This window comes from Streptomyces sporangiiformans, from assembly GCF_005768555.2.
GTDB classification, from domain to species: domain Bacteria; phylum Actinomycetota; class Actinomycetes; order Streptomycetales; family Streptomycetaceae; genus Streptomyces; species Streptomyces sporangiiformans.
The window spans coordinates 44,353-56,992 of the sequence record NZ_VCHX02000079.1 but is presented as its reverse complement, the minus strand read 5'-3'; the positions used below and the strand labels follow the sequence as shown (position 1 = coordinate 56,992).

Sequence of the window (12,640 nt, the reverse complement as noted above, 5' to 3'; positions counted from 1 at the left end):
TGTATGGCGACAGTCTGGCTGTTCCCTTGCCGGGAGCAGGCGGCCGGTGTGTGGGCGCGCTTGGTGTGCGGTCCGCGGCCCAGGCCAGGCAAGGTCCCGCTGCTTCGCCATCACCGGCCGCCCAGACACAAAGCCACGCTTCGTGATGGCGGCGCCGCCAACGGCGGGTGCGTGTCCTGGGGCGGTGACGAGATGTGACCCGCATACGGGGGGGGGTGAAGCGGGCTCTGCGGGGCCGTAATCAGGCCCACCGGTTACAGCGCACCGGGCGCCGCAAGTGCCACACCCGCGTGTCGGCACGTCCACCTGATGACGCCCGCCGGATTGGCCGATGCTGACGGCAGTCTTGTCATGCAGCGGTCTTGCGGCGCATCACCGTCGCCCTGAGCCGACGTCCCGCCCCGCCGAAGGACGACTCTCGCAGTGTTCTGCTCAGAGCACCGCGGGCGGCAAGTGCCGTGATTCTGGCGGAAGCAGGCGTCAGCACCATGCGCAGGCCATCTCCGTGTCAGGCCCATCAGGCTTGGGGCGGGATGCGAGGCAGTCGGCCACCAGCCGGGCGGCGTGGTCTGCTGCGGTCTGCACGGATGCGGCGGTGGTGCCGAGGACGCGTGCGGCTGCCGCGTCGTCCAGCCCGACGACCTCGCGCAGCAGCAGTGTCTCCGCCAGGTCCGGAGGCAGTGCTGACAGCACGCGCCGGGCATTGTCGGTGCCGCCTGCCCGAGCCCCGGCTGGGCCCGGCCGGGGGTGGTGCCGGACCTGGCGGCGGGCGAGGGACGCGGCCCAGGCGCGGAAGTCGGCGCCGTCGCCCTGGAAGGTGAACACGCCGTAGGCGATCTCCCGCCAGAGGGCAGAGGCTGCTTCCGCGGCCCTGTCGTCGTCACCGAGCCGGGCGGTCAGGTAGCCCAGCAGTGCGGGATGAAGCGTGCGGTAGACGGTCTTGAAGCCTTCCTCGCTGCCGTGGCGCGCGCGGGCCACAGCAGCGGTGAGTTGCGCGTCGCGCGGTATGGAGTGCCGCGGTCTTCTCTGCCTGCCCACTGCCGCGTATGCCTTTCGGTCCGGGGGTATGCCACGCGGGTCCCGGGCCGCGCCACGCACCCGCTGTTGCCGCTGTGTGCCTGGGGGGTCAGTCGTCGCCTTTTTGCGCTTTTCCCGCTTCCTTCCTGCGCTCTTCCTCCGGCTTCTTCTGTTCTTCCTCGGCCCGCTTTTGCTCCTCCTCCGCTGCCTTGCGATCCTCTTCGGCCTGATTCTTCGCCTGTTGCTCGTCGTAGCCGTCGTCCGCCGCCGGCGCGGAGGACGCCGGCGGTGCAGGTGGCGTCGTGGTCTCCTCGGTGGCCGGTGCGGCGTCGGCAGGCGTTGGCGTGCTCGCGGGGTTCGGCGAGGCACCGTCACTGTCATCGGGTGTCATTGCCGTGCCGATGGCTGCCACGATTCCGAAAGCGATGACCCCGCCGATCGTGAGCAGGACTTTGGGGGACATGCCGTGGCGCCGGGCGGCACGTGTGCGCGCCACTGCCGGGAGGCCTTCCGTCCGTTGCAGGTCCGCCGGCGGAGGCGGCAGCCGCGGGCCGGTCAGGGGCACCTGATGCGGCGTCGGCTGACCGAGCGGTTCCGCCGGGCCGGACAGCCAGGCGGCCGCCTGGTCGGCGGTGGGGCGTCGCGCCGGGTCCTTGGCCATCAGGCGCTGCACATAGTCGGCGAGCGGCGTCGGTATCTCGCCGCGCAGCTGGGTGGGCGGAACCGGGGTTGCGTCGACGTGCTGCTGGACTACGGACAGGCTGGACGCGCCGGTGAAGGGCGGGTGGCCAGTGAGCAGTTCGTACAGCACACAGCCGAGCGAGTACACGTCCGAGGCGGGCTGCGAGGGGCGGCTGAGGGCGCGCTCGGGGGCCAGGTAGTCGGCGGAGCCGACGATCTTGCCGGTGGCGGTCAGGGTGCTGGCGGCATCGTGGGCGAAGCGGGCGATCCCGAAATCAGTGATCTTCGCGATGCGGTCGGCAGTCAGCATCACGTTGGCGGGCTTGATGTCCCGGTGGATCACCCCCTGGCGGTGCGCGGCGGCCAGGCCTGCCGCCATCTGCGACGCGATGGCGGCGGCTTCCTGCGGGGCCAGGGCGCCGCGTAGGGACCGTTCATGGGCCAGGGTCCAGCCGTCGACGAGCTCCATGACCAGGTAGAGCCGGCCGTCGTGGGAACCGAAGTCGTAGACCCCGACCACGTGGGGGTGGTTGAGGCAGGCGGCCGTCTGAGCCTCCAGGTGGAAGCGTTCGGCGTCGGTGGCCGCCACGTGCTCCGAGCAGTCGGTGTGCAGGAGTTTCACGGCGACCGGCCGGTTGAGGACCTGATCCGTGGCGCGCCAGACCTCACCCCTCGCGCCACGCCCCAGCAGTTCGCTGAGCTTGTACCGATCCGCCACGAGCACGTCCACAAAGCACCTTTCCCCCGAAGACATCACATCGCACCATGCACCCGAAATCATGCGGTATGACGCGATTGCACCGAAGGGTGCCCAGCGTACAGAGGTCCCCGCACCCGGCACCGACCGCCCCAACACCGGGGCTGATTCGGCGCCCGCCGGGCAGACGCCGCGGATCCGCTGACGGCACACCGGGCAGGCAGACGCCCGGGGGATGAACGCTGCTACTCACTGCGCGAGGACCCGCCCAAGAGGGAAAGCCGCTCTCACGGGCCGCTCTCACGGCCCACCCGTTACAGCGCACCGGTCGCCGCAGATGTCACACCCTCGCCGTCGGCCGACGGCGAGGGCGGGCCCACGCGACGGCGCGAACCAGGCTCCGGCGAGTGCGCGTTGAACGCGTGTGGACACCGCGCCCACGGGCAGCCCCCTGCAGGCCGCGGTTGCTCCACCCTCCTCCCCCACCAGCCGGTTCGCCTCGTCCGGCCCACCTGGGACCAACGGTCTCGTGCGCCGCAAGGAGCGGATCAAGGTCGCCAGCAGGGCCGCAGCCTGTGCCTGCTACGCGAAGTACTGCGCCACCACCGGGGCATCGCCCGCCGCTGCCAGCAGCTTGACCGCCACCTGGCGACCCATAGCGGTGCCCCAGGCCCGCCAGACCTGCCCCGTCCCGCCGCTCCCGATCGGTTCGATCAGGCTGTACCGGTCCGCCCGCAACGCCTCACCCCTACCCAACCCCCACACCTGCCCCATCAGAGGGGGCCACACTGTAGGCGACCTTCCAGCCATGACCGTGAGCCACGGGCGAGTCCACCGGCACCGGCACCGGCACCGGCAGGCCATCGTGCCCCAGCGCCGCGCACACACCTGCACCGACCGGCAAAACGGCAGGCGGTAGGGGGTGTGACACTGCGGCTCGGCGCTGCGCTTTAGGGAGTGGGCCCAGGGCCCCGTCGTATCCGCTCCCCCCCGTGAGCGGGTATGCCCGCGTCGGGCAGGCAGGTGCATCCCCCGTCACCTGCCTGCCCGACGCGGCTTCGACTGGACGGGCGCAGGCCATCCGGAAGACCCGGTGGCGCTCGACATAACCCTCGCGGAAGGGGCCGCCTGTCGGGTCCAGCTCCTGGTTGACTGAGGCCATCAGCGGCGTGGGGCCAGCGTGCCTGGCGAGGGCTAGATGTCCGTCGAGTAGCCTCTGGCCGAGGACGGCATCTTCCCGGCGAAGTACCTCGACATGGTGTCCGGGTCGTAGAGAACGATGGATTCGGCGAAGAGGAAGAGAGCCGTTGCCCGTCGCGTGACGCGGGCCTCTGCGAAGGCCGTCCGCAGGTCTGCGCGGCTGCTGAGGAAGACTTCGGCCAGACGCTCATCGTGACGAAGCACCTCCCGACGTCTCGTCGCGTGATCAGGAAGGAGGACCGTGATGTCGAAGTCGCTGCTCGGAGTGGATTGGCCCCCTGCAGCGGATCCGCCCAGCACCGTGCCAACTTCGTCTGGCGAGTGAGCAGTTGATCCCTGTTTGGCGACGGTACCTGCAGATGTCGTTGCAGAGCGGGCGCATAGGATCGCCGGCATGGCACTGCGACCTGTTCAGGTGAACATAAAAGCTCTTGAGGACTCGGCGGTCGGCCGGTTCTGGGCGGAGGCGCTCGGCTGGGGTGTCTCGAGTGAGGGACCCGGCGTGACCAACGTTGAACCCGTCGGTGGATTCGTTTGGCCGGACCCGGCCGCCGTCTGCGTCGACGTCGTTACCGTCCCGGAACCCAAGACAACAACAAAGAACCGTGTGCACCTCGATCTCGCCACCACCTCTGCGGCCCATCAGGCGGAGTTGGTCGAACACCTCCGGGCTCTAGGTGCGACGCCAGCCGACGTGGGCCAGGGCGACGTGCCGTGGACGGTCCTCGCCGACCTCGAAGGCAACGAGTTCTGCGTGCTGGAGCCTCGGGAGATCTACCGGGACACCGGGCCGATCGCCGCGGTGGTGGTCGACTGCGCGGATCCGCGGGCCATGGCCCGGTTCTGGGGTGAGGCGATGGACTGGACCCTGCACGAGGTGACTGACGAACATGCGGTGTTGCGCTCCGCCAAGGGTGTCGGCCCGTATCTTGAGTTCCTCCGCACGCCCGGCGTGAAGACCGTGCCAGACCGCGTCCATATTGACCTGCTGCCGTACCCCGGTGACGACAAAGCAGCGGAGGTGGCCCGGCTGCGGGCCCTCGGCGCCACCGACCTCGACCTCGGCCAGGGCGACGTCCCGTGGACGTGCCTGGCCGACCCGGAGGGCCACGAGTTCTGCGTCCTCGCCCCCCGTCCTGACGCGGCGCCTTAATGACACCCCGACACGTGGGCCTTGTGTGCTCATGCGCCATGGCCCCGGGTGGGTTGGGCTGCGGCATCTCTGTCGATTCGGGCGGCGAGAGCCCCCGTGTCGGGGGCGAGATCAGCTCGCTCTTCCGAACTCGCCCTCGGGGCAGGCGACGCCGTCAGCTTGATCTTTGTCTTCGGGACACGTGAAGTTCTGCGAGGGTCTCGGCGCGTGCGACGGTCTTGCCGAGTTCGTAGCGGGGTGCGGGTTGCCGGTTCTTGGTGCCCGGGCGGCCGGGGGCCGAGTGAAAACGACCTAAGAGAGGAGAGCCGCGATCCTCCGCGCACCGTCCGACGAAGTCGTCGTCAGCCGGGCCCAAGACCCATCCCGGAAGGAGATCTTGAAGTCGGACTCGGCCATGCTGAATCGCTTGACCTCCACGCCGGCGATTTCCTTCCGAGGCAACGACCAGAGGACGGCATCGGATCCCGGAACCTTCTCACCACCGCCCCAAGCGACGAACCGACTGCCCCGCGCCGTGTCCTCGTACGACGTAATGCGCACGAGCCCCTCAGACTCGGCCAGTTCGATCTCGGTCACCATGCGCCAGGACCGCCGGGAGGGATCGAGCTGCCAGGGCAGCGTACGAGCCGTCTCGCCCACGCCCGCCCACATGACGGGGAAGTCGTCGACCTCGTTCTCACGCTCCTCCAACTTCCCCCGCTTGTCGGGCGACGCGGGACTGCCGAGGGCGCTGGCGATGATGTACAGCGGCAACATCAAAAGCCCGGTGACTACAGTACGGACGTGTCGGCCGAGCTTGCCGTAGAACCCCCGTACCGCGAAGGCCTGTCCAGGGGGCCAGCCAGGCAGGTCGGGCTCTATATCGTTGCGCTCGTGGTCGCGGAAGGAGCGCCGCTGCGCCACCGAGGCGGCAGTACCACTCGCGAACTCGACCCGGTAGCGCTCCGGTTCCTCGTCCATGACCCTTCCTTCCCTGCCACTTTGGCGTGGTCAACTATGCCAAGTGAGGGCAGGGCACCCGCACTCCGGGGACCTGGGCCGGCCCTGAGTGAACTGGGACGCGCTCTTCGCATGCCGTAGACCGGGCACAGCAGCCGATCCCCCGAGCACGGCGCGTCAGAGTCGCAGCCACGGCGACATGTCGACCGCGAGCAGCAGGCAATTCTTCGTGCTTGTCTTCACACAGTCGCGACAGAGGCCGGCACTCAGCTCTTCGCGACCTCTGTCACTGCTGCAGCCCTCGTGATCTGGCTCCGCAACTGATTGCCCTGAGGAGTCCTAATCGGCCCGGACTTCGGTGTTCTGGCAGGCGTGCAGCAGCCAGGTTCCGTCATCCTGCTTGGTCATGACGTAGAGCGGGGCGCCCTCTGTGTCGCCCTCTGCCGAGTGGTAGACCTGCCGAACCTTGACGGCCGCCACGTCGGGCCGCAAGAACTGCAGGTGGATTGCCTCGTAGGTGACCTCGCCGTCCCAGCTGGCGTTGGGCAGCACGGCACGGGTGAACTCAGCGATTGCGTCGAACCCAATCAGGACCTTGCCGTGGCCAGTTGTCCATAGGGCGTCGGGGTGGAAGAGCGCCAGGAATCCCTCGGCGTCTTTGGCGCGCTGGGTGCGTTCGACGGTGGCCACGATCTGTTCGATGGCCTTGATGTCTGCGGTTTCGGTGTTCATGCAGTTCACTCTGTGACCTCAAGCAAGCTTGAGGTCAAGGCCACCGACGTTTTCGGCAGAGAGGGGAACGAAGGAGACCTTGCCCAGCTCGGCGGGACGCCCGCCGTGACGGCGTCGACAGCCTTCCTGCCGGCCAGCCGCAAGGGAGAGCCGTCCATGGTGAAGGCCCAGCCAGGGGTGAGAACCGTGTCCTGCCGACAGCCACAGCGGACTGGTCGCCGCAACCCGGACTGTCTTCCTGGGGTCGACCCGGCGAAGGTGCCCCGTTCACTTCGTCCGCGACGTGTTTGCGGTGGTCGAAAAGGGTTCGGCGGAGATGGCCGCCGCGACCATCCGCACCATCTTCGCGCAGACAGCAGCTCACATTCTGTGGAGGTTCCAAGGTCCGCGAACCCCCGTCCACAGACAGCGACTCATGGCAGACAGCCCCGTTGATCCGCGCAAGCAGGTCAACGGGGCTTCTTCGAGTCCGCATTCGAGCGGCGGGAGAACGGCGAAGTGGGGTTCGTGAGGCGTGCCGGATTCTTTAGCCGGGCAGTCCTCCAACGAACCCGGCGACCAGCGTCGCCGCCGCTTCGGGAGTCTCCATGTTCATGAGATGGGTGGCGTCGATCCGGTTGACGCTGATCGTCGGCCGGGTGCGGGAGACCGCGGCCAGCTCCTCGGAGACCCCTTGCGCGAACCGGGCGCTGAATTCGTCGAACCACTCCATGCCAGGCGCAGGCGGTAGCCGTCGGCCGGCCTGTACCAGCAGCAGCGGGCAGTCGACCCCGTCCAGCCATGTGGTGACACCGAGCGCGCCGAGCCTGTGGAGTTCGTCGACGATCTCCAGCGCCTCCGCCCGTTGCGGCAGCGTCTGCCACTTGCCGTCGGGCAACGGGCGTACGGCCGCGCGGGCAGCGGCCTCCGCACGGTCGGCGGGAATCCCGAACCGGGCGGAGACGATGACCTGCTCCTCGACGTACTCGGGTGGCGCGATGGCCCCGGCCGACGCCAGCAGCCCTTCACTCACCCGTTCAGCGCCGGGGTACTCGCGTCCCCACCAGAAGCCATCGAGATTCACGGCGGCACGGGCACGGCCCGGGTTCGCCCGGGCGTAGTCGACCGCGACCAGTCCGCCGAGGGAATGGCCCACCACAACGGCCTCCGGCACGCCATGCGCGTCGAGCGTGTCCGCGATGTGCCGCACCACGTTGGGGATGGTCCAGGAGGAGATACCGGGAGAGCGGCCGTGCCCGGGAAGGTCGACGGCGAGGACCCGGTGCCCGGCGGTGAGCAGGGCGGCCGAGGCGTCCCAGTCGGTGAGCGACCGTGCGTAACCGTGCAGTAGAACCAGTTGCGGGCCATCGCCCCCATAGTCATGAGTATGTAGGAGTGTCATTGGGCTTCACTGTAGGGGGCACACAGCATCTCGAGCACCGGATCAAAGATCTCCGTCGAACGGGGAGTGCGCACTTGCGGTGCGACTTGAGCACGAGCGTGCGGATGCTGGAGGAGGTGATGGGCGATGCCGGGACCGGCACCGAAGAGAAGAGATCGGAGGCGGCGTCCGAAGAAGTCGGACGGCCCGAAGTTGGTCAAGACACCCACTGGTCGCTCTACGACGGCCCCCAGGGCTGATACCGCGTGGCATCCGGTCGCCAAGCGCTGGTATCGGTGCTACGCAAGTCCGGACAGGCGCGGTTCCACGAGGCGTCGGGTTGGATGACGGCGTTCTAGGTCGCGCAAGCGATGAGCCGGAATCTCAACTCCGACCGGTGATCCGCCCAGTTGTTCCAGGCCGTCATGGTATTTCCCGCTCCACCCCGAGGTCAGGCCGTCAGCAGCGGCCGGACGTCACCGTCATGGAGCTGGTCATGGGTGGGGACGTCACGGCTGATGTGGTACATCGCTGGGCGGCAGGACTCGACGCGCTGCATGCCTGGATCGGCCGGACGGCGTGCAGCGCGTGCTGAACCAGGCCGGTTGGGATGCGGACGCGGTGCGGGACGAGATCCGCGGCTTGGTTGCTGGAGCATCTTGGCGCCGAGGACTGCGTGTTGATCGTGGATGAGACGGGGTTCATCAAGAAGGGCGTCCGTTCGGCCGGGGTGCAGCGGCAGTACACCGGCACCTCCGGGAAGACCGACAATGCGATCGAGGTCGCCGGACCACGCAAGTCATACGGCGACCACGAGGGAGCCGCCGGAGCCGATCAGAGACCTCATCAACGGACGATCACCGACACGCCGACCGACGACGGTGATGGGATCGAGAGAGGCGACAGGACGATGCGGCACTTCACGGTCCACCACGACGGCGTCAGGATCCCGGTATCCCGCGGCGGCCGGGGACGACCGCTGGTCCTGTGTCCTGGACTGAACTCGACACAGGCCGACCTGCACGAGCTGACCGGGCTCCTCCGCCGCGACCACGACGTGGTGACCTTCGACCTCAGGGGCCATGGCCTCGCCTCGGCCACCGACCGGTACTCCTTCGACGCGTTTCTGAGCGATCTCGTCGCCGTGCTGGCGGAGCTCGACCTGCCCTCGGCGCCCGTGCTTGTGGGCTACTCGCTGGGCGCGGACCTGGTCGTGCACTATGCCTCCGAGTGTCCTGACACCGTCGCCGGGCTTGTTCTCATCGACGGGGCGAACCCGTTGCCAGAACCGTTCATCACCGACGCTGACCTGGCGGAATTCCGCGCAATGGCGGAGGAGTTGGTGGCGCGGCAAGAGATCGAGCGGGCCAGGAACACTGCGTGTCAGGTGGTGCTCACCGCACAGGACATCCACGACCTGAACCTCGAGATCGATGTGGTTCGGTCCGGAATCCTCGACCGGTACCGGAAGATCGACCGCCCGATCGACATGATCATCTCGACACCGACCACCGGCTGGTCTTCACCCACGCCCCCGAAATCGCGGAGATCATCCGGAGCGCACACCACCCAGCCGACAGGCCGACGTCTTGAACAGCTTCTAGGAGACTGGTCCGATGCTGACCATCGGCGAGCTGGCGTCGTACGCCGGAGTGACCGTGCGCGCAGTGCGGCACTATCACGCCAAGGGGCTGCTGCCGGAGCCGGAGCGGGACCACTCCGGCTATCGGAGGTACGACGCCGGCGCCGTGGTCGAGCTGATCAAGATCCGAACCCTCGCCGAGGCCGGGGTCCCGCTGGCGCGCGTACGGGAGCTGCTCCAGGCCGACGAGGAGGAGTTCGCCGCGGCGGTCGCAGACATCGACAAGCGTCTGCGGGCGGAGATCCGGGAGCGGCAACGGCACCGTGAGCGGATCGCCCGCCTCACCGCCGGGGACAACCTGGCACTGCCTCAGGAGGTGGTCGAGTATCTCGACCGGCTGCGGGCGCTCGGGGTTGACGAGCGGATCGTCCAGGTCGAACGGGACGGCTGGATCCCGCTGGCCGCGCACTCACCCGAGCGAGTCCCGGAGTGGATGGCACGCAAGCGGGAGCAGATCGCCGACCCGGAGCTCATCGGCTTCAATCTCACCCTGAGCCAGGCACTCGACCGCACCGACGACGACCCACGGCTGGTCGAGCTCGCCGACAAACTGGCCGCGTACATCACGCAGTTGGCCGACGAACAGGGCGAGGACTACGTCGATGACGCCGACATCGAGCCACCGCTCGTCAAGTTGATGGACACACTGGCGTTCGACACAGTGCCGCCGGCGCGTCAGCTGATCGAGCTGCTGAAGAAGCGAGGCTGGACCGGCTGGACCAAGCTCGAGCGCGTGGACCCCGCACGGGGTGCGGCCGGAACGGGGCGGGAAGACACTGCGGTGCAGCGTTCCCGGCGTGAGCGGTGACGGCGGGCAGGGGCCTGCTCGGTGGGCTCCCAGTACTCTTCGACAGGCCGCCCGCCACGACGGCGTCGATCCCCTCGCGATCGACGGGCCCGGATACATCGAAGTGGACCGTCACGGCGCGGACTTGCCGTTCCAGGTTCTGACCGAGTTGGAAGAAAAGAACAGCGTCACCATTGCCTCCAATGACTCCTTTGGAGGACGGACCAGGGCATTCACTGACCCGCGGCTTTACGCGGCCATCGTGGACCGGCTCACGTTTCGGCGGCAGCATCATCGAAACTGGCACCGAGTCCTACCGGCTCGCCACCGCCAGGACCGGGAGGAACAGAACACCGCGGGCTGACACACGAACCAGGACAATGGGGCACGGTTCACATCATCCATAGTGCCCTGGGGGGCTGATGACTGTTTCCTGCCGATCCGGCGACGATCAAAGCGGTGGTTTAGAGATCACCATCACCCTGACTGCCCTGGAGACCGAGGCCATGGGCCAGGACGCCACCCTCATGGCCGAGATCTTCGACAGCTATCTGTGGGCCATGGGCATGCTCCGCACCGGGCGCAACTCCCGCGACCCCGGCACACCGGCCCCGCTCCTGGCGACTGGATTGCGGCTCTGCGCGGCCTTGACCGGCTCCCGCCCCGCCTCCAGGGTGTCCGGGACGGTGTGCTCCGCGCCTACACCGCTGCCGGCGGAAGCCTGCAACGTCTGGCCGCCGCCATGAACATCAGCAGGTCGGCTGCTCGGCATCGACGCACGAGGATCACCAAGCATTCCCCCAACACCTGGGAGCAGTGGGCGAGGACGCGCCCTTCGCGACCTTGACGCGGCCCGACGGCCGGCCGCCATCACGGCACCGGAACCGGCAGCGTTGCTGTCTCTCGTCGACATTTCCGCGCCTTGTGAGCACAAAGCGCTGCCCAAAACCGCAGTTCGCCTCGCCGACGAAGCGGGCCACGAGGACACCTTGCAGGCCGCCACCAAGCCCGGGACGAGTGCGTGGGTGCGTGGTGGCGTCGGTGCTGAGGCCGGCCGACGACAGGGATGCGACCGCGCGGGAGCGGCGGGCCCCCTGCGGGAGGAGGCCTATCGGCTCGCGGTCCGGCTCCTCAAGCACGCGACGACAGTGGAGCCGACGGAGGTGGAGAGGCTGCTGCAACGGCCGCTGATCGCTCGGGAGACGGCGGCCGAGGTCGTCTCCGTGCCAGCGCCGATGAGCGGCGAGGCTGTTGCGGGCAGTGTCCGGCGGTGCCAGGTTCGGTGGTACCGCGGCGCGCGGGACGGGGTTGGACGCGGAGGTGCCGGCGCCGGACCACCAGCGGATTCTTGAGGTCCTGCGCCCGCACGCCCTGCGGCCGGGCGCAGGAAGGAGCCAGGAAACACCGTTGACTTGAGCGTACGCCTGCGGTTATGCAGAGACCTTAGGTCAACCGGTCCGTTCAGGCGCAGGGTTGGGCGGGTTCCGTGACAGCCACTGCACCGGCGGCCACGGCGGCGGCCCGGCGCGGCGGCGCCGGTTCGGGCGCGGGCTGGTGGTGCTCGCGTAGGGCCGGTCAGCCGTTGCGGTAGAGGGTGGTGAGCAGTTCGATTGCCGCCTGGGTGGCGGGGTGCGCGTCGCCCCGCCACCACGCGAGACGTACGGCGATGGGCTCGGCGTCACGCACCGGCCGGTAGGCGATGCCGGGTCGCGGGTACTGGTGGGCGGTGGACTCCGCCGTCACGCCGATGCCGCGGCCGGTGGAGATCACGTTGAGCCAGTCGTCGACGTCGTGCGTCTCCTCGGTGACCGGGCGGGCGTCCGGCGGCCACAGGTCGGTGGTCGTGGTGCCGGTGCGTCGGTCGACCAGCAGGGTGCGTCCGCCGATGTCGTCGAGCCGGATCGAGCGGCGCCTCGCCAGGGTGTCGTCGGTGGCGAGTGCGCAGAGCCGCCGCTCCAGCCCGACGATGGCGGAGTCGAATCGGCGATCGTCCAGTGGCCTGCGCACGACCGCAAGGTCGCAGGTTCCTTCCGCCAGGCCGGCGGTCGCGGAGTTGACGCGGACCAGGTGCAGGTCCGTCTCGGGGTGGGCCTGGGCCCAGCGGCGCTGGAAGGCGGGCGTGTGGCGGCCGAGCGCCGACCATGCGTAGCCGACCCGTAGACGAGTGTGGCCGGAGGTGGCCTCCTGGACCAGGTCGGACACCTCACCGAGCACCCGCCGGGCCTGCGCCACCACCCGCAGTCCCATCGCGGTCGGCTTCACCTCACGGGAGGTGCGCCGCAACAGGCGTACGCCCAGGGCGCGTTCGAGCGAGGCCAGCGTCCGTGACACGGCAGCCTGGGAGACACCGAGCGCGATGGCCGCGTCGGTGAAGCCGCCCTCGTCGACGATCGCGACGAGACAGCGCAACTGCCGTAGCTCCACATCCATAA

12 protein-coding genes and 5 pseudogenes are annotated in these 12,640 nt (G+C 68.8%); 8 read left to right on the top strand and 9 right to left on the bottom strand.

Annotation, left to right across the window (positions count from 1 at the left end; all coding sequences use genetic code 11):
* Positions 1-480 precede the first annotated feature (480 nt).
* The 5 genes and pseudogenes from FGD71_RS08380 to FGD71_RS48570 all read right to left on the bottom strand — a co-directional run.
* A complete protein-coding gene (locus FGD71_RS08380; protein WP_181359151.1) occupies positions 481-1,038 on the bottom strand; it encodes an RNA polymerase sigma factor in 558 nt (185 codons plus the stop codon).
* Between the two features lie 88 nt (positions 1,039-1,126).
* Positions 1,127-2,422: a serine/threonine-protein kinase gene (locus tag FGD71_RS08375; protein WP_240436462.1), complete on the bottom strand. Its 1,296-nt coding sequence runs from the start codon at positions 2,420-2,422 to the stop codon at positions 1,127-1,129.
* 555 nt (positions 2,423-2,977) lie between these two features.
* Positions 2,978-3,151, bottom strand: a complete 174-nt coding sequence (locus tag FGD71_RS47305; protein ID WP_162931070.1) for a hypothetical protein — start codon at positions 3,149-3,151, stop codon at positions 2,978-2,980.
* Between the two features lie 438 nt (positions 3,152-3,589).
* Positions 3,590-3,799 (bottom strand): hypothetical protein, encoded by a 210-nt coding sequence (locus FGD71_RS48575; protein WP_240436467.1) that lies wholly within the window; start codon positions 3,797-3,799, stop codon positions 3,590-3,592.
* Positions 3,800-3,802: 3 nt separating this feature from the next.
* Positions 3,803-3,991: pseudogene (locus tag FGD71_RS48570) on the bottom strand (nucleotidyltransferase domain-containing protein); the annotation flags it as partial.
* On the opposite strand from FGD71_RS48570, the gene FGD71_RS08365 reads away from it, so the two are divergent.
* Positions 3,990-4,748 carry a VOC family protein gene (locus FGD71_RS08365; protein ID WP_119099743.1) on the top strand — a complete coding sequence of 253 codons (759 nt, stop codon included), beginning with the start codon at positions 3,990-3,992 and terminating at the stop codon, positions 4,746-4,748. The pseudogene FGD71_RS48570 and the gene FGD71_RS08365 overlap by 2 nt on opposite strands.
* A gap of 291 nt (positions 4,749-5,039) precedes the next feature.
* Here the strand turns inward: FGD71_RS08365 and FGD71_RS08355 are convergent, their stop codons facing one another.
* Both FGD71_RS08355 and FGD71_RS08350 read right to left on the bottom strand, forming a co-directional pair.
* Entirely contained in the window at positions 5,040-5,708 is a 669-nt protein-coding gene (locus FGD71_RS08355; protein WP_140935845.1) for a hypothetical protein, read from the bottom strand.
* Positions 5,709-6,026: 318 nt separating this feature from the next.
* Positions 6,027-6,419 carry an SgcJ/EcaC family oxidoreductase gene (locus FGD71_RS08350; protein ID WP_119099782.1) on the bottom strand — a complete coding sequence of 131 codons (393 nt, stop codon included), beginning with the start codon at positions 6,417-6,419 and terminating at the stop codon, positions 6,027-6,029.
* 193 nt (positions 6,420-6,612) lie between these two features.
* Between FGD71_RS08350 and FGD71_RS50090 the strand changes: the two are divergent.
* Positions 6,613-6,774 (top strand): annotated as a pseudogene (locus FGD71_RS50090) (transposase); the annotation flags it as partial.
* Between the two features lie 171 nt (positions 6,775-6,945).
* On the opposite strand, the gene FGD71_RS08335 reads toward FGD71_RS50090, so the two are convergent.
* Positions 6,946-7,800 (bottom strand): alpha/beta fold hydrolase, encoded by an 855-nt coding sequence (locus tag FGD71_RS08335; protein ID WP_119099741.1) that lies wholly within the window; start codon positions 7,798-7,800, stop codon positions 6,946-6,948.
* Positions 7,801-7,926: 126 nt separating this feature from the next.
* Here FGD71_RS08335 and FGD71_RS50385 point away from each other — a divergent pair, with 126 nt between their 5' ends.
* The 6 genes and pseudogenes from FGD71_RS50385 to FGD71_RS08310 all read left to right on the top strand — a co-directional run bounded on the left by FGD71_RS50385 (position 7,927) and on the right by FGD71_RS08310 (position 10,954).
* The gene (locus tag FGD71_RS50385) at positions 7,927-8,127 is read left to right on the top strand and encodes a phage terminase small subunit (RefSeq protein WP_478130114.1); all 201 of its coding nucleotides are present in this window, start codon (positions 7,927-7,929) and stop codon (positions 8,125-8,127) included.
* A 222-nt stretch (positions 8,128-8,349) separates the two neighbouring features.
* Positions 8,350-8,551 (top strand): annotated as a pseudogene (locus tag FGD71_RS08330) (transposase); the annotation flags it as partial.
* A gap of 138 nt (positions 8,552-8,689) precedes the next feature.
* A pseudogene (locus tag FGD71_RS48560) lies at positions 8,690-9,082 on the top strand (alpha/beta fold hydrolase); the annotation flags it as partial.
* A 313-nt stretch (positions 9,083-9,395) separates the two neighbouring features.
* Positions 9,396-10,229 carry a MerR family transcriptional regulator gene (locus FGD71_RS08320; RefSeq protein ID WP_119099740.1) on the top strand — a complete coding sequence of 278 codons (834 nt, stop codon included), beginning with the start codon at positions 9,396-9,398 and terminating at the stop codon, positions 10,227-10,229.
* A 49-nt stretch (positions 10,230-10,278) separates the two neighbouring features.
* Positions 10,279-10,615 (top strand): annotated as a pseudogene (locus FGD71_RS08315) (ATP-binding protein); the annotation flags it as partial.
* A 15-nt stretch (positions 10,616-10,630) separates the two neighbouring features.
* A complete protein-coding gene (locus FGD71_RS08310; protein ID WP_119099739.1) occupies positions 10,631-10,954 on the top strand; it encodes a hypothetical protein in 324 nt (107 codons plus the stop codon).
* Positions 10,955-11,783: 829 nt separating this feature from the next.
* Here FGD71_RS08310 and FGD71_RS08305 read toward each other — a convergent pair.
* Positions 11,784-12,638, bottom strand: coding sequence for a LysR family transcriptional regulator (locus FGD71_RS08305; protein WP_119099738.1), 855 nt, complete (start codon positions 12,636-12,638; stop codon positions 11,784-11,786).
* Positions 12,639-12,640 lie beyond the last annotated feature (2 nt).

Excerpts from the sequence above, each read along its gene's own strand:
- FGD71_RS08365 (WP_119099743.1), top strand. The coding sequence starts at position 3,990 with ATGGCACTGCGACCTGTTCAGGTGAACATAAAAGCTCTTGAGGACTCG.
- FGD71_RS08355 (WP_140935845.1), bottom strand. The coding sequence starts at position 5,708 with ATGGACGAGGAACCGGAGCGCTACCGGGTCGAGTTCGCGAGTGGTACT.
- FGD71_RS08350 (WP_119099782.1), bottom strand. The coding sequence starts at position 6,419 with ATGAACACCGAAACCGCAGACATCAAGGCCATCGAACAGATCGTGGCC.
- FGD71_RS08335 (WP_119099741.1), bottom strand. The coding sequence starts at position 7,800 with ATGACACTCCTACATACTCATGACTATGGGGGCGATGGCCCGCAACTG.
- FGD71_RS50385 (WP_478130114.1), top strand. The coding sequence starts at position 7,927 with ATGCCGGGACCGGCACCGAAGAGAAGAGATCGGAGGCGGCGTCCGAAG.
- FGD71_RS08320 (WP_119099740.1), top strand. The coding sequence starts at position 9,396 with ATGCTGACCATCGGCGAGCTGGCGTCGTACGCCGGAGTGACCGTGCGC.
- FGD71_RS08310 (WP_119099739.1), top strand. The coding sequence starts at position 10,631 with ATGACTGTTTCCTGCCGATCCGGCGACGATCAAAGCGGTGGTTTAGAG.
- FGD71_RS08305 (WP_119099738.1), bottom strand. The coding sequence starts at position 12,638 with ATGGATGTGGAGCTACGGCAGTTGCGCTGTCTCGTCGCGATCGTCGAC.